Below are 17954 nucleotides of genomic sequence, written 5' to 3' on the forward strand. Positions count from 1 at the left end.
ATCCAATGGGGATTGCGAGCTAGGGGTGCTGACCCCGTATCTTATCCCTGAATCATTGCGGGGGAGGAAAGTCGTTAACATTGGGGATGGTTTTATTCTGCGCGCGATTGAGCGATGGGTAGGACGGTTCTCGCCGAAAAGGATGTTTTCTCCTCGTGCTGCCCTTCACGATGAGGCTTTGGAGGTACTTGAACACAGTGCTGCCGTTATCATCGCGGGAGCCAATCAGTTGAACGACCGCTACACCATATGGCCAGGATTGACCGCGGAACGGATCAAAAACAGAAGATTGCGTCTCGTGCCGTTCGGCATCGGATTACACGGAGATCCCATACGGACGGAACGTATGACGGTCGAGACTCGTTTGATCCTGGAAGCTGTGCATGAGCAGATAGAGTACTCTTCATGGCGGTGCCCACAAACTGTGGCCTTCCTGCGTCGAGAGCTCCCCCAGAGAGCCGGGCAGTTTCTCATGACAGGCTGCCCGGTTCTCTACGATCGTCCGTTACTCGAGTCTGATCGATTCTATGCATCCGAGAACGCCGTCGCGGTTACCGCGACGGAGCGAAAAGAGTTCTGGAATCGCGAAACCCGGGTTATCGATGCGGTTACGAAACGGTTTCGACGAGCGCGCCGGTATTTCGTGACACACCAAAACTTTTCTCCCCCAGGGATGGGAGAGGGATTTCGACACCTGAGCCCATGGCGTGCCCCTGGCGCCTGTGCGAACCGTGTTGAGGCGTTACGGCTCTATGCAAGACAGCAAGGATTCAAAATTGTGATCCCGTCGTCAGCAGACGAATGTATAAGATTCTATGAGGGGGTTGATGTGCATGTTGGTAGTCGCCTGCACGCCCACCTGTTGTTTCTGAGCAGAAACAAGCGCAGTTACCTTGTCCCTGTAGACGCCAGATCCGTGGGGATTGCCGAACATTTCGGATTTCCTTTGCTCGCGCCGGACGCTTTGGATCGGAGCTGGGATTGTGATTTTGAGCTTGTAAGAGCAAGAGCGAGAGAAACATACCCGGTGATGGAACGGTTTGTAGAAAGTCTGGAGGCCACACATGCCTGCCGCGGAGATTGAGGTGGTGCTGAAAACGAGCGGGGCGAGGTAAGAACGAATGGACCTCCCAAGGAAAGATTCGGTCAAGCTGATTCACGAGATCCGTGTTGCCCGTCTTACCTACTGCGGTCCACCTAAGTTAGAAAACATCAGCGATGCGGTCGAACGGGTGGTGCAAGAATGCGTCGAAGGTGATTTTGTCGAGGCCGGCGTCGCCCTTGGAGGCTCTGCTGTCTTGCTCGGCCTATTGAAGCCGCGGCAGGCGACACTACATCTCTACGATGTGTTTGGAATGATCCCTCCCCCTGGAGACCACGATGGGGACGATGCCCATCGTCGCTATGAGGTCATCAGGTCGGGAGCATCGCCGGGCCTAGGGCCCGATCTCTACTACGGCTACGCCCGCTCGCTTCAGGAGAAGGTGCTGTCGAACCTGGCACGCTGGGGATTGTCATGCGAGCAGCACCATATCAAGGTTCACGCTGGTCTGTTCCAGGATACGCTCTATCCCGCGCGGCCTATCGCCTTTGCGCACATCGATTGCGACTGGTACGACTCCGTCAACACCTGTATCACCAGAATCCTTCCCCTCCTTGCGAAGGGAGGAATCATGGTATTTGACGATTATGAATCGTACTCCGGCTGTAAGAGGGCAGTCGACCAGTTGCTCGACCGGCGTTCGGACTTGCAGATCATTTTCCGACGTCGGTCCATGGGGATACGCCTTTTGTGAGAAAGTCCTTCGCACAAGTCCGGATTCAACGGAAGGTTTGGGGATGAAGCTGTCCGAACGCTGGCATTCGGCTGAAATATCGGATCCATATGCGATTCGTGGTGGTGGTCATTTCCGATGGTTCCGCAATCGGGCGGTTTTGGTCGTCCAGAAGGAGGGGATGGGCGCGCTACTTCGTCGGATAGGCAATAAAATCAAGAGGGTACTGCGAGGTGAATCCGCGCTCCTGCCCTTTGAATCGACGGACCTCAATATCATATACCAGCAATGGCATAGGCATCACTCGACGCCCGGCGTTGTGCTCGAGAACATGCTGAAGGAACTGGTCGACACCGGAAGGCCGCCGCATATCGATCTCCTCATAAAGCTGAGTCACGCCGATGCAGGACTGGTAGCGATGGCGCTCCAGTCTCTGTGTGCTCAAGTATATCCTCATTGGAAGTTGGTTCTCTGGTCTCCCGGAGAATTAGACTCTGTACTCGACCGAGTCGTCAGAGATTTTGCCGAGCGAGACCACAGAATCGCATATCAACAGGAACTGCCGCTCAGGGCTGGATGCGGTGCGTGGAGTACGATTCTCGGATCTTCTTGCGAGTCCTTCGTGGCTGTGATGGGTCAGCATGATGAATTGGCACCTCAGGCGCTCTGTGTGATGTCAAAACGTATTGTCGAGTGTCCCCGTGCTGACGCTGTGTACTCAGATCAAGACTCGATTACTCCAGAAGGACGACACTGCGATCCGAAATTCAAACCCGGCTGGAGTCCGGATTTGCTCCTCTCGATGAATTACATCGACTCGTTGTGTCTTTTCCGAAGAACGACTCTTGAGGCGATGGGGGTGTCAGGCCCTTTTAGGCTGCAGGGGGTCGCATATTCACTATTGCTTCAGATAGCGGAGCGGGACGGTGTTATCGAACATGTTCCGGAGGTACTGTACCATCGGCGCCGCTCATCCCCTGCCATGCAGGACGCTGTCCCGGAAAGTGAGGAGCTGTCGGCGCATGTCTCGACTGTTGAAGCAGCTTTGATGAGACGAGGAGAACGCGGGGCGGTCACCTGCAAAACTCCCGGCAGGGTTGAGATCGATCGTCAACCTAGCGGAACGCCGCTCGTTTCAATTCTTATCCCCACTCGGGATGGCGGTGACCTGTTCAGACGGTGCATCGAGAGCCTAGAAAGCAAGACGACCTACAGACACTATGAAATTATTGTTCTAGACAATGGGAGCGCAGATTCCAGGACCTTAGCCTACCTGAGCGGCCTCACAAAGCGATGGCGTGTGATCCGATGTCCCGGGGGCTTTAACTTTTCGTCGATGAACAATACAGGCGTCGGTTATGCCAAAGGGGAATATCTTCTGTTCATGAATGACGACATCGAAGTGCGATCAGGAGAGTGGTTGAAAGGCATGCTTGCCCATGCGCAACGACGAGGAGTCGGGGCTGTAGGGGCCAAGTTATTGTATCCGGACGGAAGTATTCAGCACGCAGGCGTCGTGGTGGGCATCCAGGGGATCGCCGGTCATGCATTTCGACATCAGCCGGATGATGGGCGGTCCTATTGCGGGCTTGCAGATACGGTGCGGAACTGCAGCGCAGTGACAGCGGCCTGCATGATGGTGCCGAAGCACGTGTTTACTATGGTTCGCGGTTTCGATGAACAACTTCCCGTGGAGTTCAATGACGTTGATTTATGCTTGAGGATTCATCGGGAAGGATATCGGATCGTGTACTCCCCTGATGCGGTACTCTATCACCATGAAAATGCGACAAGAAAAGGGAGGCGTTCGCCGTGTGATGAAAAGCGATTTGCCCGGCAGTGGGGCAAGCTGCTTGTCGATGGGGACCCCTACTACAACCCCAATCTTACGCTACGACGAGAAGATTGGAGCTTGGATGTGTAGGCGGTGGCAAACCGACACGTTCTCCTTCGAAGAGGCACGCAAATCAACGTCGCCACACCCCACGCTGCTTCGGAAGGCCCGGAGATTGTACCTCTGAAGCATCTCCTCGCGACGACGACAGAGTCTGAATCAGATCCTGTTTTGCTGTTCGCGATTCCGAGGTTGAACGCGTGACGATGAAACTCTGCTATTTTGCGAAAGCCACCTCGATCGGACCCAGCAGCCGCTACCGTATTTATCAATACCTGCCCTATCTGCAATCACAGGGAGTAGAGACCCACGTATATCCTTTGTTCGGCCCAGGCTACTTCAGATTGTTGAGATGGCGGGTGAAGTGGGTACAAGCCATCGGAAAGTCTCTTTACACCAGCTTGCGTTTCGTGAAGCGAGCCATCGACGTGTTCTCAATCGGACCCGCTGACCTCATCGTCGTAGAAGGGCCGCTCTTTCCCTATTGCGCTCCGCTTATTGAAAGGGCGTTGGCGCGTCGCTATCGACTCATCCTTGAGTTGGACGACGCGATCTATCTCACGCGTTCGCACGGACAGAAGATCCCGATTCTCTTGCGCCTATCGGCTGGAGCCATTGTCGGGAATGCCGCACTGGCACAGTATGCAAGCTCGTACACGTCGAGGGTGTATATAGTGCCGACCGTGGTGGACACAGAGAGGTTTAGACCTCAGAAAGACAAGGTATCCTCTCGTGCAATGGATGATGGCCGAGAACTCAGAATCGCATGGATCGGATTGGCCTTTAACTTTCCCTGTCTCGAAATGCTCGTCCCGGTGTTCCTCAAGCTTCAGCAGGAGTACAGAATCATCATTCGTGTGATCAGCGCCCTTCCTCCAGTCCTGCCCGGCGTCAAGATGGAATTTAGGCGTTGGAGCTTCGAGAGTGAAGTGCAAGATCTCCAGAGTTGCGATATCGGGGTGATGCCCCTTACGGATACGGAATGGGCCAGGGGAAAGTGTGGGCTGAAATTGTTGCAGTACATGGCGGTAGGGATGCCGGCGGTCGCATCGCCTGTAGGGGTGAACCGTGACATTATTCGGGAGGGAGAGAATGGATTGCTGGCTGTGACGGAAGATGACTGGTATCGCCAATTAGCCCTGCTCTGTCATGACTCCGCCCTTCGGAAACGGATCGGGGCTTCAGCAAGAAGGACAGTGGAAGCAAGGTATTCGTTGAAAAAATGGGGACCGCAATTGGTTGAGCGATATCGGGCTATTGTCGCCGAGGGAAAGCAGGCCTCCTCTGGCTGTCCGATATCTCAGTCGGTGATTCCCTAACCAGTCAACACGGCCGAGACGAACAGGCGGCAACCCAGGAAGGCAGGATGTTTATAACATTGAAATTCATAGGATTCGTGTCGCCTCTCAGCTAATCTGAGATCGAATGGCACTTTTTCTAACGTTTATCCTGGCCTGTTCACTGGCTCTGTATGGAGTGCCGCTTGCTCGGCAAGCGGCATTGAAGTACGGGATTGTCGATGCGCCGGATGGAAGACTAAAACATCAGCGGGAAGCGGTTCCCTATTTCGGAGGTCTCGCCATTTACCTGGCGTTTCTGGTGAGTCTCGTCTTCACGTTCGAATTTCGCCACGACGTACTAGGGATCATACTCAGCGGGACGATCGTCGTGATGCTAGGACTCATCGACGATTTCGGTGTGCTTACGCCTTGGACGAAACTGGCCGGACAGCTGCTGACTGTCTTCGTCCTGATTAAGAGCGGAATCAGAATCGAGATCGCGGCCGTGCCCGATTGGCTCGATCTGGTCTTAACAGTGGTGTGGATGGTCGGGTTGATCAACGCGTTCAACTTGCTGGACATCATGGACGGACTCTCTGCGGGCGTGGGAGCCGTGAGCGCGAGTTGTCTGTTGGTCGTAGCCCTCGTGCAAGGCGACCAGACGATCGCGTTCATGCTGGCGGCATTGATCGGCAGCCTGGTCGGGTTTCTTCGGTACAACTGGCAGCCGGCGCGGATCTACATGGGCGATACCGGCGCCATGTTTATCGGACTGCTCCTCGGCGCCATGACGATGATCGAAAAATATCCGAGCGACCACCCCTTCTCGCTTCTGACCCCGGTGTTCATTCTCGGCATCCCGATCTTCGACACCCTGTTCGTGATGTACGTCAGGTATCAGCGCGGCTTGCCGATCTTCTGGGGCAGCCCGGACCACATCGCGATCCGACTGCGGCATTGGGGCATGTCGGTTCCGCAGGTGGTCGTCGCCAGCTATCTGGCGACGGCCTGTGTAGGAGCCGTCGGACTGCTTGTGATGAGCGTCAGCGAGCAGGTCGCGATCAGCCTCTGCCTTGGCACCGTGGCCCTGCTGCTCGCCGCCACGATGGTCTTGAAGCAGGTCGATGTGCGGAAGCCGGCTTACGCCGTAACGAAACCGGAAGATGAAAGGACCGCCGCATGATCGGCATCGTCGGCGCCGGTTTGGCCGGTCTCAGTACCGCATATCACCTGTCGGGCCTTCACTATCGTATCTACGAACGGGAACAGGAGGTGGGTGGACTGTGTCGGTCCTATCGCAAGGACGGGTTCACCTTCGACTACACGGGACATCTGCTGCACTTCCGGCAGCCGGAGATCAAAGCGCTGGTGGAAAGGCTGCTTGCCGGCAAGCTGCAGCAACACGGGAGAAAGTCGTTCATCTATTCGCATCAGACCTACACGGAATATCCGTTTCAGGTCAATACGTTCGGGCTGCCTCCTGAAGTGATCCGAGAGTGCCTGATGGGATTCATCGCGACGCTGACGAAGCCGGTGGTGTCGATCGCGTCTCGGAACAGATCGTTCAAACAATGGATTCTCGACAACCTCGGGGACGGCATGGCCAAGCATTTCATGGTGCCGTTCAACGAGAAGTTGTGGCAGGTGTCGCTGGAAGAACTGACATCCGACTGGGTGTCCTGGCTCGTGCCTAAGCCGGAGCTCAAGGACGTCGTCAATGGGGCGCTGGGCATCAAGGACAAAGCCTTTGGCTACAACCCTTCATTCCTCTATCCGGCGAACGACGGGATCCGAGTCCTGCCCGAGTCGTTCCTGTCCGGTATCGATCAAGTGGAACGCGAGTGTGAGTTGATCGAGGTGGATACGAGGCGCCGTCGAGCGTTCTTTCACGACCGGCGGCGAGGAGAGACCAGAACCGAGCACTACGAATCCCTCGTCTCAACTATCCCCGTGACCGAGCTGATCCATCGCTGCCTGGACTTTCCTCAGCGTTTGAAAGAGGCCGCGGCGGGGCTTCGCTGGGTGTCGGTGTATAACGTCAATCTTGGCGTATCTCGGGAACAGGTCTCCGACAAGCACTGGATCTATTTCCCTGAGCCGGGGTACCCCTTCTACCGTGTCGGCTTTCCCATGAATTTTTCTTCGTCGCTCGGCCGGATCGGGTGCAGTTCCATGTACGTGGAAATCTCCCATCGACCGGAGGAGCAGCATTCAGCAGAGCAGTTGGTCGAACAGGCCCGTTCTGGTTTGGAGAAAACCGGAATCTTGCGCCCGGACGACGAACTCGTCGTGGCCGATGTCAAGGACTTGCGGTACGCCTACGTCTACTTCGATCGCCATCGTGTCCGTGCAATTCCCGCCATTCTTGCCGAACTCGAACGGCGTGGAATCTATTCCATCGGCCGGTATGGACGTTGGGAGCACACCTCGATGGAAGATGCGATCGGACAAGGCAAGCAATTGGCGGAACGGCTGAGAGGGCAACTGGCGCAGCCAGTGACGGCGTGAGCCTATCGCATGGAAACGGTTTGCCATGTCATCACGAAACTCGAACTGGGTGGAGCGCAGGAGATCGCTCTGCATCTCGCCTCCCATCTTGACCCCGCGAAGTATCGCCCCGTGCTTGCCACCGGTCCGGGTGGCCTCCTCAATGACGACGCGAAGTCGATCCGGGCGCTTGAGGTCATCCTGTTGTCCTGGCTCGGGCGTCCGGTGCATCTCTTCGGGGACGTCGCGGCCCTGATCGAATTGATCGTTCTGTTTCGCCGTCTGCGTCCGACGATCGTCCATACGCACAGTTCGAAGGCGGGTATCCTTGGCCGATGGGCCGCCTGGTTCGCCGGCGTGCCGATTATCGTGCATACGATTCACGGGTTCGGCATCACTCCTGGGCAGTCGCCGCCGGTCCGACTGTTGTTCACCTGGCTCGAACGGATCACGGGATGGATTACGACTCATTGGATCGCCGTGGCGCGAGCCGATATCGACAGGGGCAAGGGCTGGGGGCTCTTTGAGAGGAACGTGTCGCTCATCAGGCCGGGAATCGATCCCAGACCGTTTCAGCTGCCGACTGATCCACGAGACCGCGAGGTCATGCGCGGTGAGTTTGGGGCCGGTCCTGATCACTGGTTGGTCGGCACGGTTGCGTGTCTCAAGCCTCAAAAAGCTCCGGAGCATTTCATGGCCGTGGCCAAGAACGTGTGCGAACGTCTCCCGCAGGCGAGGTTTCTGCTCATTGGAGACGGAGAATTGCGTCAGCTGGTGGAGTCGTTGATCGGCCGATATGGTCTTGAAGATCGCGTCCGTCTGGCCGGATGGCGAAGGGATGTTCCCGCGTCCATGAAGGCGATGGACGCCTTTGTACTGACCTCTCGTTGGGAAGGGCTGCCCCGTGTCGTTCTCGAAGCCAGGGCCACAGGACTTCCCATCGTGGCGACCAACGTGGGTGGAGTGCAGGAGGCCATGGCGACTCACCGGTCGAGCGTGGTGGTCGATGACGGAGATGTGGAGGCCATGTCGGTCTCGCTCGTGCGACTGTATCGTCAGAGTCGCGAGTCGCTTGACAATGTAAAGCAACGGGAGGATTCGCTTCCGCTCGAATTTCATATCGACTACATGGTGCATCAATATGAAACGTTATATGGGGAGCTGTTGGAAGGACGCCGCGATGAGCTGCGGTCTCAAGCGCTCGGGCTCTTGCGATGACTGTCCCTCCCCTGTATCTGTTCCTTCTGGGCGAATCCGGTATACTGTCTGAGGTTGCCGTCTGGACGCCCGCATGTGCGGCACGACATTGGCCGATCGCATGAAAATCTTTGTCGCCGGAATAGTCCTCACGTTGAATCTATTGCGCCTGGGGTTCGCCTCCGGCCAGGATCTCTCACCGCGGGAAATCTACGAACAGGCTTCACCGGCCGTCGTGATGGTGATGGGGCATCCGGACGGAACCGGAGAGAAGGGGAGCGGGGGAACTGGTTCGATCATTCGGTCGGACGGCTACGTGCTCACTAACGCGCATGTCGTCATTGACGAACGGACGGGACGACCCTTCCCGCGCCTGTCGGTTTTCTTGAAACCCCCGCGTGTGACCGGCAACTCACAGTCGGATCTTTCGCGCATGATCCGGGCGAAAATCGTCGGCTATTCTCAGCAGTTGGACCTCGCACTGTTGAAACTTGACTCGGTGAGCGGTCCCTTGCCGACCGTGGGGCTGGATGACTCAACGGGGACAAGGATCGGCGACCGGGTGGCGGCCATCGGACATCCGGAGCAGGGAGGTCTCTGGACGTTGACCACCGGCGTCATCAGTGCCGAGGTAGATAACTTCAACGGTGTGCAGGGCAAGAATGTCTTTCAGACAGAAACAGGACTGAATCGGGGCAACAGCGGCGGTCCACTCCTGGACACCAGTGGGCGTATGATCGGGGTGAATACCGCCATCGCCCGCGTGGCGTCCGACGGCCTGCCAATCACAAGCATCAGCTTCTCGCTCAAGTCCAATGTCGCGGCGCAATGGCTCCGTGAGCAGGGGATCGGCGGGCGTTCGGACGTCGGGGTCGTGGCGCCGCCGACTCAGACACAGGCCGTATCAGAAATGCTTTCACCGTCCCTTCCGCCTCCTGCCAAGCCGGTCCAACCTTCCTCGGCGGAAACCCCAACCAAACCGACAAAGCCAGATCTCAAGCAGGCGAAGCCCGATCAGGCAAGACCGGATCCCGCGCGCCCCTACAATCTCGACAAGCTGGTCAGTGAACGAGCCAGAGCCGAAGCGGAACTGACCGACATGATCAACGAAATGCGTGGTCGAATGAAGGAGCGGTGACGATCGGATGGTCGAACGGCCTTTATCGATTCATATCCGGATCATGGCTTCCCAAGGTGGCCATCGACGGCTTGGATAGTGAATGAACCAGAGCCTCACCCAGTCGTTGAGAAAACAGTCTGGCTCCCTCACCGCTGAGATGCCGCATGTCGGAAAAATAGCAATCGGGATTCTCAACATCCAGGATCCCTAGGTCGACAAAGGTAACTCCCCTCCGATGCGCCCACTGGTGCAGCAAGAGCGAGTTCATTTCATAGTCGCGGCGTCGAGCAAACGTGTCAATGACGACCGGGTTGGTGGGCGAGGCGAAGAGAGCCAGTTCTCGTCCTTCCCGCCGGACGCTCTCCAGTAGATGATCGAAAAACCCTCCGTCTCGTGTCAGCGAGATCCAGGCCTCGGGGGCCAGAGGTTGGAAATCCCTTGGCGGATTGTACTGCGCCTTCCATCGACGCAATTCCTCTGCGTAGCCTTCCCGATCATGCGCAAGCTCGTAATGAGGTTCGAAGCCGTGAAAGGCTGCTCCGGACTTTCGAGAGTTGAATCTCAGAGGCTGCGCAGGGAGAAAAGTCGTGGGAATCAGCAAGTTCTTCACCGCTGAGGCGTACCGGACGGTCCAGAGCCACGAGAAGAGCCGATAGCCCAGCGCCGTATCCCAACTGTCTCGTCTGCACAATGAACGGAGACCCAGATCTTCGCCGAATGCCGACGTGAGGACGGGTTCCTGCAGCGCTGCGCATTGGGCCTGAGGATGCGCGATGATCTGATGGGCGTCGATCATCTGGACTCCGAGCACGACGATACGAGTATGGTTCAGGCTGGGATGCCTTAAGAGCGGGGGCAGCAGGGCAGGCCACCAGGATGCTCCGAATCCATCGAACGCATGATTGAAGGCGTGCGCTTCGACGCCGACGCGACGGAACGCCTTGTCGATCTCCTGCGGATGAATGCCCCATCTGATCTCTGAATCGCCGGCGAATAGAACGTTCCAATACGGAAACGCATCGCGTTCGACGAGCTGTGCATCGATGCTCTGACTGTTGCTATATGAAACGTGATGAAACAGAGAGGCGCGCAGTGCTCCCTCAAGGCCGGCCAGGACACAGGCGCACAAGAGAATGGAGAAAGCGAGTCTCGGCATCTCAAAACTGGAAATAGATGAACGGATGTGTCTCGGGCGCTCCCAGGACGACCGCACCCAGAAGCAGAGAGAATGCGCAGGCGAAGGAGACTCCCTCCGGTATCCGGTCCTCGACGAGAGCTCGGATTGCCCCATGGATGGGAACTTGCAAGATGAACAGGGCGATCGCGAGGGAGGTGACCTGCATGACCGTCGGGGTCACGACTCCGAAGTCTTGACCGATCAAAAAGGATCTGGTGATCGAGAGCGCCTGCCCGACATCCATCGCACGGAAGAAAATCCAGCCGATCAGGATGACGAACATGGTATAGCACCATCCGAGTGCACGGCCGAGGACGTTCAGAAGACCGAGCGGCTCAGTATCGTCGTATCGACGAATCTTCTGAATCATATGTTCGAGAGACAACGCGATGCCGTGCAACAGGCCCCAAAGAATAAATGTATAATTGGCGCCATGCCAAAGCCCGCCGAGGAACATCGTAATGACCAATGCGAAGACCGTGCGCGCCGGCCCCTGACGGGACCCACCAAGAGGCTTATAGAGGTAGTCGCGCAGCCACTGTGACAGAGTGACATGCCACCGTCTCCAGAACTCGCGTAAGGAACCGGCGAGATATGGCAGCTGGAAATTGATAGGCAGTTCAATCCCGTACATGTGCGCCAACCCCACGGCCATCGTCGAGTAGCCCCAAAAGTCGGCGTAGATTTGACTGCCGAACCCATAAGCGGCGGCCCAGGACTCGAGACGAGTATGCCCGAATGGGCGAGCGAAGAGGGTATTCACCTGGGAGGCGAGACCGTCTGCAAAAACCATCTTCAAGAACAACCCGATCGTAAAAATCGCCAAGCCCGCGAGCACACGGGTGCGGGTGCACTGAAAAGGCCCCTTGACCTGAGGCATCAGCTGATGCGCCCGGCAGATCGGACCGGCGACGAGCTGAGGAAAGAAGGCTTTAAACAGCAGGACTACGGAAAAGCTCGACTCGGGAGGAGTCTGTTTTCTATGGACGTCGATGACGTACCCGAGTGCCTGGAAAGTAATGAAGCTGATGCCGAGTGGGAGGATGATGTGAAGACTCTTGCGGTCGTAGGATGCGAGGAACCCCAGGTCCGTAAGAATATCTCCGATGAACAAGGTGTACTTGAAGACAATCAGCATTCCGAGCAGGGAGGCCGCCGCAATCCAGACGGGCCATGTCGAGGAGGTGGAGCCCGCATGCCGGGCGCACACCCATGCGATGAATACCATGCCGATGAGCATGGGAACGTAGGCCATGTTCCAGTAGCCGTAGAACAGGAGACTGCTGAAGAGCAACACGAGTTGTTTGAGTCGGTTCGAAGGGGCCAGCCAGAACAGGATAAGGGACAGCGGAAGGAAAAGGCCGGCGAACACGAATGAGTCGAACAGCATGCGGAGCCCTCACACCGTTGGACGTTTCTTTGCCACCAGAATGGGCTGATAGAACGTCCCCTTCCGCCCAGAATGAGGATGTATTGTCCAGCCCGGTCCCCCCATCATTCCGTCGAAGGCCTCCACTTCCAAGTGTTGAAGAATCCTCGACGTAAGATTCCCGGTGCAAACTCAAACACGTGTCCAAGGAAAGTCGGGCGATAGGTCTTGAAGCCTCTGCTGACCAGCTTCAACAGGCATGGGAGCGTCTCTCATTGATTGTCCGATCGAAGATGGACGCAAGCTGATCTTCGAGCGTACTGACGGCAAACTGCGACGCGCAGTATGTGCGTGCAATGTCGACAGCCCGCCTGCGATAGGCAGGATCATCGAGGAGGCGGCGGAGCGATCCATGCCAGTCGGCTGCCACCAACTCACCGCCGTTTTTCGGCACGACTTCGCCGTACACCGCCATGTTTGAGGCAGCTATCGGAATGCCGCAGGCGCTGTACTCGATAAACTTCGTCGGTGCCTTGCACCGGTTGAAGGGGATATCGGCAAGCGGAGCGAGGCCGATATCCCAGCCCAGGTCGGTGAGCGCCCGAAGAAAATCCACGTACGACGTTCTGACCTCGATACGCCGGACACGACCCTCGAACCGAAGCAGCCGGGACGGTATCTGGATCGTGCCGAAGACTTCAAAAGCAAGATGTGGTCGCTCGTCGAGTAGGCGGGCGATGGCCGGCACTGCCAGATCGAGATCTGCCTGGTGACCTTTGGACCCCATGTATCCGATCACGGGATGCGTTGCGGGAGGAGTCGACTTGGCGGGAAGCTCGTCCCCGAGGTATGGAGCGTAAATCCCATGTATCACATACTGGGTCGGGAAGCGCTCTCGCACCAATGCCGCGAGATACGCGGTGGAGGCATAGACGAGGTCGCTCTCTTGAATCAGCCGCCTCCGACATTCCACGGTTTGAGGATTGCCCTGCCGCTCCTGGATCTCCCTGCCGAGGGATTCGGGAATCTCCAGCAGATCGTCGTCAAGATGATAAATAACCGGTATGGCTCGTTGTCTGAAGTACGCGAGGATCTCCATGCCAAACGGCAGGCCATACCGGCTCATGACGACGATGTCGGGGCAGAAGGTCTCAGCCCACTGGATCCAGCACTGCGTTCCGGACATCGCCGCTCGTTGCTGGGACACGACCGCGAAATTGATCGCGCCGCGTAGGTGAAGCCGGCGCAACGGAATATCGAAACTGATGTAATAGGTGGCGTTCAGATGTTCGGTCAAGATGAGGATATTGCGCCGACCGGTATGACCTGCCAACATAAGATCGTACAGGCCGGCGTTGGCGGATTTGCGGGGGACCCACTGGCGGATGAATGATGTCATGGCATCGTCTCTGCGTCGGGCCTATGCAGCCTCCGTGCGGAGAACTTCTTGACGTGCCCAGTCCGCGAAAAGGCCGAGTCCTTTGTCCAGGGGCGTTCGCGGAGTCCACTGCAGAAGTCTTTCCGCGAGTCGAACGTCGGCGCAGGCATGTCGAACGTCCCCCGGTCGAAACCGTCCGGTGACGGACCAGCCCTCTCTGCGGCATCCTAACGCGCTGATTAACATGCGCGCAGCATCGAGGATTGTCACGGCATGGCCGGATCCGATATCGATGATGGTGCCGTGCGGCAGCTCCCGGTTCCCGGCGGCCAGAAGTGCTGAGGCCACATCCTCCACGAACACAAAGTCTCTCGAAATCAGACCGTCTTCGAAAATATCCAACGTCCGGCTGGACAAGAGTTGCTGCGCGAAGGCCGACAGCACGCCCGTGTAGGGATTGCGAAGCGATTGTCCCGGCCCATACACGTTCTGGAATCTTAAGATGGTGGTTCGCCACCCGGCGCCATGCCCGGCCTGGCAAAGCAGGTGTTCCTGCATCAGTTTGGTGGATGCGTAGACCGAAGCGGGGGAAGGAGGAAGGGCGGCGTGGCTCGGGATGGCCTGTATCGGGTCATGGGCGCCGTCGGCCACACGCACGGAAAAATCTCCTCGTGACATGGCCGCGCTCGTTCGCGGCAGACCCACGAATTCTCTGCCCGTTGCATCACGATAGCCTCCTTCTCCGTACACTGCCCGCGACGCGGCAAGAACAACCCGTTGCGTCACGGTCGAGGATTCCTGTCTCAGAGCTTCGATCAGATGGGCGGTGCCGATCACATTGACTTGGCAGTATCGGACCACCTCGTCATGGGATTGACCGGTTCCCGTCTCGGCGGCGAGGTGATATATCACGTGCGGCTGAGCTTCCCGAATGACGCGGCGTAACGATGCCGCGTCGAGGATATCGATCTGAGCGAAGACAAGCCGGGATGTGGATCTCAGAAACACGGCATTGTCCCCATGCACTTGCCTATGGAGGTTATCGACAATCCAGATATTCGTGTCAGGCCTGTGTCGCTGCAGGGCGGCAGACAAGTGGGATCCAATAAACCCTGCGCCACCTGTGATCAATACTCGTGGTGCCATGGATGAATTGGTCAACCGACTCTGAATTGGCGCACGAGGAAGCGAGCTAACCACCCAAAAGATAAGCCTGCCGTTGAAATGAGGTCCCTCGACTCAGCAACCGCGGATTCGCGGATTCCTTCGGAAACGGTAGCCCGATTCTCAGAGGTTGGCAAGCCAATTCTGGAAAGTTCGAACCTCGGCGACTGGGAGAATGGAGGGAGAACCTGTCGACCGGTCCGTGCTTGTTTCGATACCGCACCAAGGGAGGGGAAGATCCAGGCCTAACTCGTCACCGCCCCTTCCGAAGCCGATGAGACGTGTCGGGCATACTTGGCCATCACGCCGGAGTTGTAGCGTGGAGCCGGCGTCTTGACCTTTTTCATCCTCGCCTTGATGTCCTTCTGACTCAGTTCCACGTCCAGACGGCGCTTAGGGAGGTCGAACACGACGATGTCGCCGTTCTTCACTGCGGCGATCGGCCCACCTCTGACCGCTTCGGGAGCGACGTGTCCGGCCATGAGTCCGTGTGTCGCGCCGGAGAACCGGCCGTCCGTGAGCAGGGCCACGCTGTCGCCGAGGCCGGCGCCCACGATGGCCGCCGTCACGCCGAGCATTTCGCGCATCCCGGGTCCCCCTGAAGGACCTTCGTAGCGAATCACGACCACGTCGCCGGATGTGATCTGGCCGGCCTTCACGGCCACGAAGGCGTCTTCCTCCCGATCGAAGACTTTGGCAGGTCCTCGAAAATGCGTCATCGAGTGGCCTGCCACTTTCACCACGCAACCTTCCGGTGCAAGATTCCCTTTCAAGATCACCAGCCCGCCGGTCGGCTTGATGGGATTCGAGAGTGGGCGCAGGACCTGTTGGCCCGGTGTTTCGACGGCGCGCTGGGCTTCTTCCTCGATCGTACGGCCAGTGACCGTGGGCTGGTCACCGTGCAGGAGACCGGCGTCAAGCAGCCGCTTCGCCACCAGGGTGGTCCCGCCTGCCGCATAGAGATCCGCAGCCGCAAAGCGGCCGCCCGGTTTCAAGTCGGCGAGCAGGGGCACCTTTCGGTTGATCCTGTCGAAATCGTCGATCGTGAGCTTGAGGCTCGCCTCCCGCGCGATGGCGAGGAGGTGCAACACGGCGTTCGTCGAGCCTCCGGTGGTGGCCACGGCCGCGATTGCGTTCTCCAAGGACCTGCGGGTGATGATCCGGCGGGGCCGGAGATCCTTCGTCAGCAGATCCATCACCATCTTGCCGCAGTCAAAGGCGACGTCGTCCTTGCGCTCGTCCATCGCGGGGACGCCGTTGCGCCCCATCGGAGAGATGCCCAGGAATTCAAAGGCGATGGCCATCGTGTTGGCGGTGAACTGACCGCCGCAGGCGCCCGGACCTGGACAGGCATGATCCTCCAGATCCTTCAGCTCCTCATTCGTCATCCGGCCGGAGGCATGTTTGCCGACCGCCTCGAAGACGTCCTGAATCGTGACGTCATGCCCTTGAAACTGGCCCGGCATGATCGAGCCTCCGTACAGCATCAGCGAGGGGAGGTTCAACCGCGCCAGCGCCATTACCGTGCCGGGAATCGTCTTGTCGCAGCCGGAGAGTGCCACGACGCCGTCGAAGAGATGCCCGCGCGCCACCAGCTCGATCGAATCGGCGATGACCTCTCGGCTGATCAGGGAGGCCTTCATCCCCTCGGTGCCCATCGAAATCCCGTCCGACACCGCGATGGTGTTGTACTCGATCGGAGTGCCGCCCGCGGCGCGGATGCCCGCCTTCACGCGCTCCGACAGCCGGCGCAGATGGAAGTTGCAGGGCATCACTTCGATCCAGGTATTGGCGACGCCGATGATCGGACGGGACAAATCCTCATCGGTGAATCCGACTGCTTTCAACATGGCGCGGGCGGGAGCCCGCCCAGGACCGACCAGCAATTCGTGGCTCTTCAGTTTCATGACGGACTATTTTCCCTTCTTCCCGCCCTTCTTGGCTTCCGTGTCGATCACCTCACCGGTGGCCGCGTCGATGTGCACTTCGGTCACCTTGCCGTCGGCGCCGACGATCTCGACCTCCCATACGGTTTTGCCGTGCTTCTTTTCGATCTCGGCCTCGACGGCGGTGCCCGGAACCTTTTCGAGCGCCGTCTTGATCGCCTGGTCGATCGTCACCTTCGTGTCCTTGAGCAGGTCGACATGCTTGCCGCTCCAGGCTGGAACACTGAGCCCGGCAACCGTGCCGATCGTGAGTATCGCGGTGAGTAGATGAGTTCTCATGGTGTATCTCCTCTCTGAAGTCGGACACTGCTAGCAGGCTGTTGACAAAGTCCGCCAGCTGCGTTCTCGCGACGCTCAGAGGGTCAGCGTACGGCACAGAGTACGATTCCCCTCTTCGCGTGCTGCGGCCTTGCTGGACGGCCTTTCTGAACAGCCTGCGGGGCATGCCGGTTCCGTCTGTGATTTGAGATGTCGCTCTCCTTTAGACATGGGCAGACAGTTCGTCAACACACTGCTAGTTGGCCGACGGAGCATCCGCGGCTTTCGGCGAATGGCCCGGCATCATCCCTCCGTGGGGATTGCCCATGCCGCCTCCATGCGGATTCGCGCCGCCCTTGCCGCCCTCTTTATGCCGTTGCATCATTTTCTCGTGTTCGGCTTTTTCCTTCTGGCGCTGCACCGGCGTCAGTAGAGCCAGAACCTCGCGGCGTGTTTTGATGGAAGTCATGCGGAGCGCGACTTGCAGATCCTCGCTCTGTTTCAACTTGGCCTCGATGGCGCCGAGGTCGGACTTCTCATCGTCGGTGAGCGCTTTGACCTCACGTTCGGCGACCTGGATATCGGCTTCGCTCCTGATACGGGTCTTGTCGAGACTGAGTTGGATCTCCTTCAGCTTGGCGACCTGATCGGCCGACAAGCCGATTTCCGACTCGTGTTTGAGCAGGTGGCGTATCAAATGGCCGGCGCTGCTGTGCATCATGCCCATGCCGTGGCCCCGCATGCCGCCGTACTGCCCTCCGCCGTGACCGTCCTTTCCGTATCCCGGTTCGTTTGCCCAGGCTCCCGAGGTTGCGAGCGCCAGCGTGAATGCCGCGGTCGCCCCGAGCCTCATGACGTTCCCGATTCCCTTCTTCATGCCGTCCTCCTTCGGTTAAAAGATCGTATAAG

15 protein-coding genes are annotated in these 17954 nt (G+C 58.0%); 8 read left to right on the top strand and 7 right to left on the bottom strand.

Translation table 11 applies throughout. The features are described 5' to 3' along the window. Positions 1 to 25: 25 nt before the first annotated feature. The 8 genes from P0111_04450 to P0111_04485 all read left to right on the top strand — a co-directional run bounded on the left by P0111_04450 (position 26) and on the right by P0111_04485 (position 9771). Positions 26 to 1084 (top strand): hypothetical protein, encoded by a 1059-nt coding sequence (locus tag P0111_04450; protein MDF0643256.1) that lies wholly within the window; start codon positions 26 to 28, stop codon positions 1082 to 1084. A 37-nt stretch (positions 1085 to 1121) separates the two neighbouring features. Beyond that, positions 1122 to 1796 (top strand): macrocin O-methyltransferase, encoded by a 675-nt coding sequence (locus P0111_04455; GenBank protein MDF0643257.1) that lies wholly within the window; start codon positions 1122 to 1124, stop codon positions 1794 to 1796. 43 nt (positions 1797 to 1839) lie between these two features. Beyond that, a complete protein-coding gene (locus tag P0111_04460) occupies positions 1840 to 3699 on the top strand; it encodes a glycosyltransferase family 2 protein (protein ID MDF0643258.1) in 1860 nt (619 codons plus the stop codon). A gap of 176 nt (positions 3700 to 3875) precedes the next feature. Then, positions 3876 to 4988 (top strand): glycosyltransferase family 4 protein, encoded by a 1113-nt coding sequence (locus P0111_04465; GenBank protein MDF0643259.1) that lies wholly within the window; start codon positions 3876 to 3878, stop codon positions 4986 to 4988. Positions 4989 to 5094: 106 nt separating this feature from the next. Then, positions 5095 to 6132, top strand: a complete 1038-nt coding sequence (locus P0111_04470) for an MraY family glycosyltransferase (protein MDF0643260.1) — start codon at positions 5095 to 5097, stop codon at positions 6130 to 6132. Next, positions 6129 to 7457: an FAD-dependent oxidoreductase gene (locus P0111_04475; GenBank protein MDF0643261.1), complete on the top strand. Its 1329-nt coding sequence runs from the start codon at positions 6129 to 6131 to the stop codon at positions 7455 to 7457. Before P0111_04470 ends, P0111_04475 begins: the two co-directional genes overlap by 4 nt. 9 nt (positions 7458 to 7466) lie before the next feature. Continuing rightward, positions 7467 to 8654, top strand: a complete 1188-nt coding sequence (locus tag P0111_04480; protein MDF0643262.1) for a glycosyltransferase family 4 protein — start codon at positions 7467 to 7469, stop codon at positions 8652 to 8654. Between the two features lie 73 nt (positions 8655 to 8727). Next, positions 8728 to 9771 carry a trypsin-like peptidase domain-containing protein gene (locus P0111_04485; GenBank protein ID MDF0643263.1) on the top strand — a complete coding sequence of 348 codons (1044 nt, stop codon included), beginning with the start codon at positions 8728 to 8730 and terminating at the stop codon, positions 9769 to 9771. A 22-nt stretch (positions 9772 to 9793) separates the two neighbouring features. Here P0111_04485 and P0111_04490 read toward each other — a convergent pair whose 3' ends face one another. The 7 genes from P0111_04490 to P0111_04520 all read right to left on the bottom strand — a co-directional run bounded on the left by P0111_04490 (position 9794) and on the right by P0111_04520 (position 17922). Then, the gene (locus tag P0111_04490) at positions 9794 to 10909 is read right to left on the bottom strand and encodes a hypothetical protein (GenBank protein ID MDF0643264.1); all 1116 of its coding nucleotides are present in this window, start codon (positions 10907 to 10909) and stop codon (positions 9794 to 9796) included. 1 nt (position 10910) lies between these two features. Then, a complete protein-coding gene (locus P0111_04495; protein ID MDF0643265.1) occupies positions 10911 to 12320 on the bottom strand; it encodes a hypothetical protein in 1410 nt (469 codons plus the stop codon). 229 nt (positions 12321 to 12549) lie between these two features. After that, positions 12550 to 13698 carry a hypothetical protein gene (locus P0111_04500; protein MDF0643266.1) on the bottom strand — a complete coding sequence of 383 codons (1149 nt, stop codon included), beginning with the start codon at positions 13696 to 13698 and terminating at the stop codon, positions 12550 to 12552. Between the two features lie 21 nt (positions 13699 to 13719). Continuing rightward, positions 13720 to 14823 (bottom strand): NAD-dependent epimerase/dehydratase family protein, encoded by a 1104-nt coding sequence (locus P0111_04505; GenBank protein ID MDF0643267.1) that lies wholly within the window; start codon positions 14821 to 14823, stop codon positions 13720 to 13722. Between the two features lie 263 nt (positions 14824 to 15086). Then, positions 15087 to 16748 carry a dihydroxy-acid dehydratase gene (ilvD, locus tag P0111_04510; GenBank protein MDF0643268.1) on the bottom strand — a complete coding sequence of 554 codons (1662 nt, stop codon included), beginning with the start codon at positions 16746 to 16748 and terminating at the stop codon, positions 15087 to 15089. A gap of 6 nt (positions 16749 to 16754) precedes the next feature. Continuing rightward, complete coding sequence (locus P0111_04515) at positions 16755 to 17066, bottom strand: PepSY domain-containing protein (GenBank protein MDF0643269.1); 312 nt, start codon at positions 17064 to 17066, stop codon at positions 16755 to 16757. 235 nt (positions 17067 to 17301) lie between these two features. After that, on the bottom strand, positions 17302 to 17922 hold the full coding sequence (locus P0111_04520; protein ID MDF0643270.1) for a hypothetical protein: 621 nt from the start codon (positions 17920 to 17922) through the stop codon (positions 17302 to 17304). Between the last annotated feature and the right edge of the window lie 32 nt (positions 17923 to 17954).

Origin of the sequence: Nitrospira sp., assembly GCA_029194535.1 — a bacterium.
In the GTDB taxonomy this organism is placed as follows: Bacteria; Nitrospirota; Nitrospiria; order Nitrospirales; family Nitrospiraceae; genus Nitrospira_C.

Bases quoted from the DNA above. Each gene is read 5' to 3' on its own strand.
- P0111_04455 (MDF0643257.1), top strand. From the start codon at position 1,122: ATGGACCTCCCAAGGAAAGATTCGGTCAAGCTGATTCACGAGATCCGT.
- P0111_04460 (MDF0643258.1), top strand. From the start codon at position 1,840: ATGAAGCTGTCCGAACGCTGGCATTCGGCTGAAATATCGGATCCATAT.
- P0111_04465 (MDF0643259.1), top strand. From the start codon at position 3,876: ATGAAACTCTGCTATTTTGCGAAAGCCACCTCGATCGGACCCAGCAGC.
- P0111_04470 (MDF0643260.1), top strand. From the start codon at position 5,095: ATGGCACTTTTTCTAACGTTTATCCTGGCCTGTTCACTGGCTCTGTAT.
- P0111_04475 (MDF0643261.1), top strand. From the start codon at position 6,129: ATGATCGGCATCGTCGGCGCCGGTTTGGCCGGTCTCAGTACCGCATAT.
- P0111_04480 (MDF0643262.1), top strand. From the start codon at position 7,467: ATGGAAACGGTTTGCCATGTCATCACGAAACTCGAACTGGGTGGAGCG.
- P0111_04485 (MDF0643263.1), top strand. From the start codon at position 8,728: ATGTGCGGCACGACATTGGCCGATCGCATGAAAATCTTTGTCGCCGGA.
- P0111_04490 (MDF0643264.1), bottom strand. From the start codon at position 10,909: ATGCCGAGACTCGCTTTCTCCATTCTCTTGTGCGCCTGTGTCCTGGCC.
- P0111_04495 (MDF0643265.1), bottom strand. From the start codon at position 12,320: ATGCTGTTCGACTCATTCGTGTTCGCCGGCCTTTTCCTTCCGCTGTCC.
- P0111_04500 (MDF0643266.1), bottom strand. From the start codon at position 13,698: ATGACATCATTCATCCGCCAGTGGGTCCCCCGCAAATCCGCCAACGCC.
- P0111_04505 (MDF0643267.1), bottom strand. From the start codon at position 14,823: ATGGCACCACGAGTATTGATCACAGGTGGCGCAGGGTTTATTGGATCC.
- ilvD (MDF0643268.1), bottom strand. From the start codon at position 16,748: ATGAAACTGAAGAGCCACGAATTGCTGGTCGGTCCTGGGCGGGCTCCC.
- P0111_04515 (MDF0643269.1), bottom strand. From the start codon at position 17,066: ATGAGAACTCATCTACTCACCGCGATACTCACGATCGGCACGGTTGCC.
- P0111_04520 (MDF0643270.1), bottom strand. From the start codon at position 17,922: ATGAAGAAGGGAATCGGGAACGTCATGAGGCTCGGGGCGACCGCGGCA.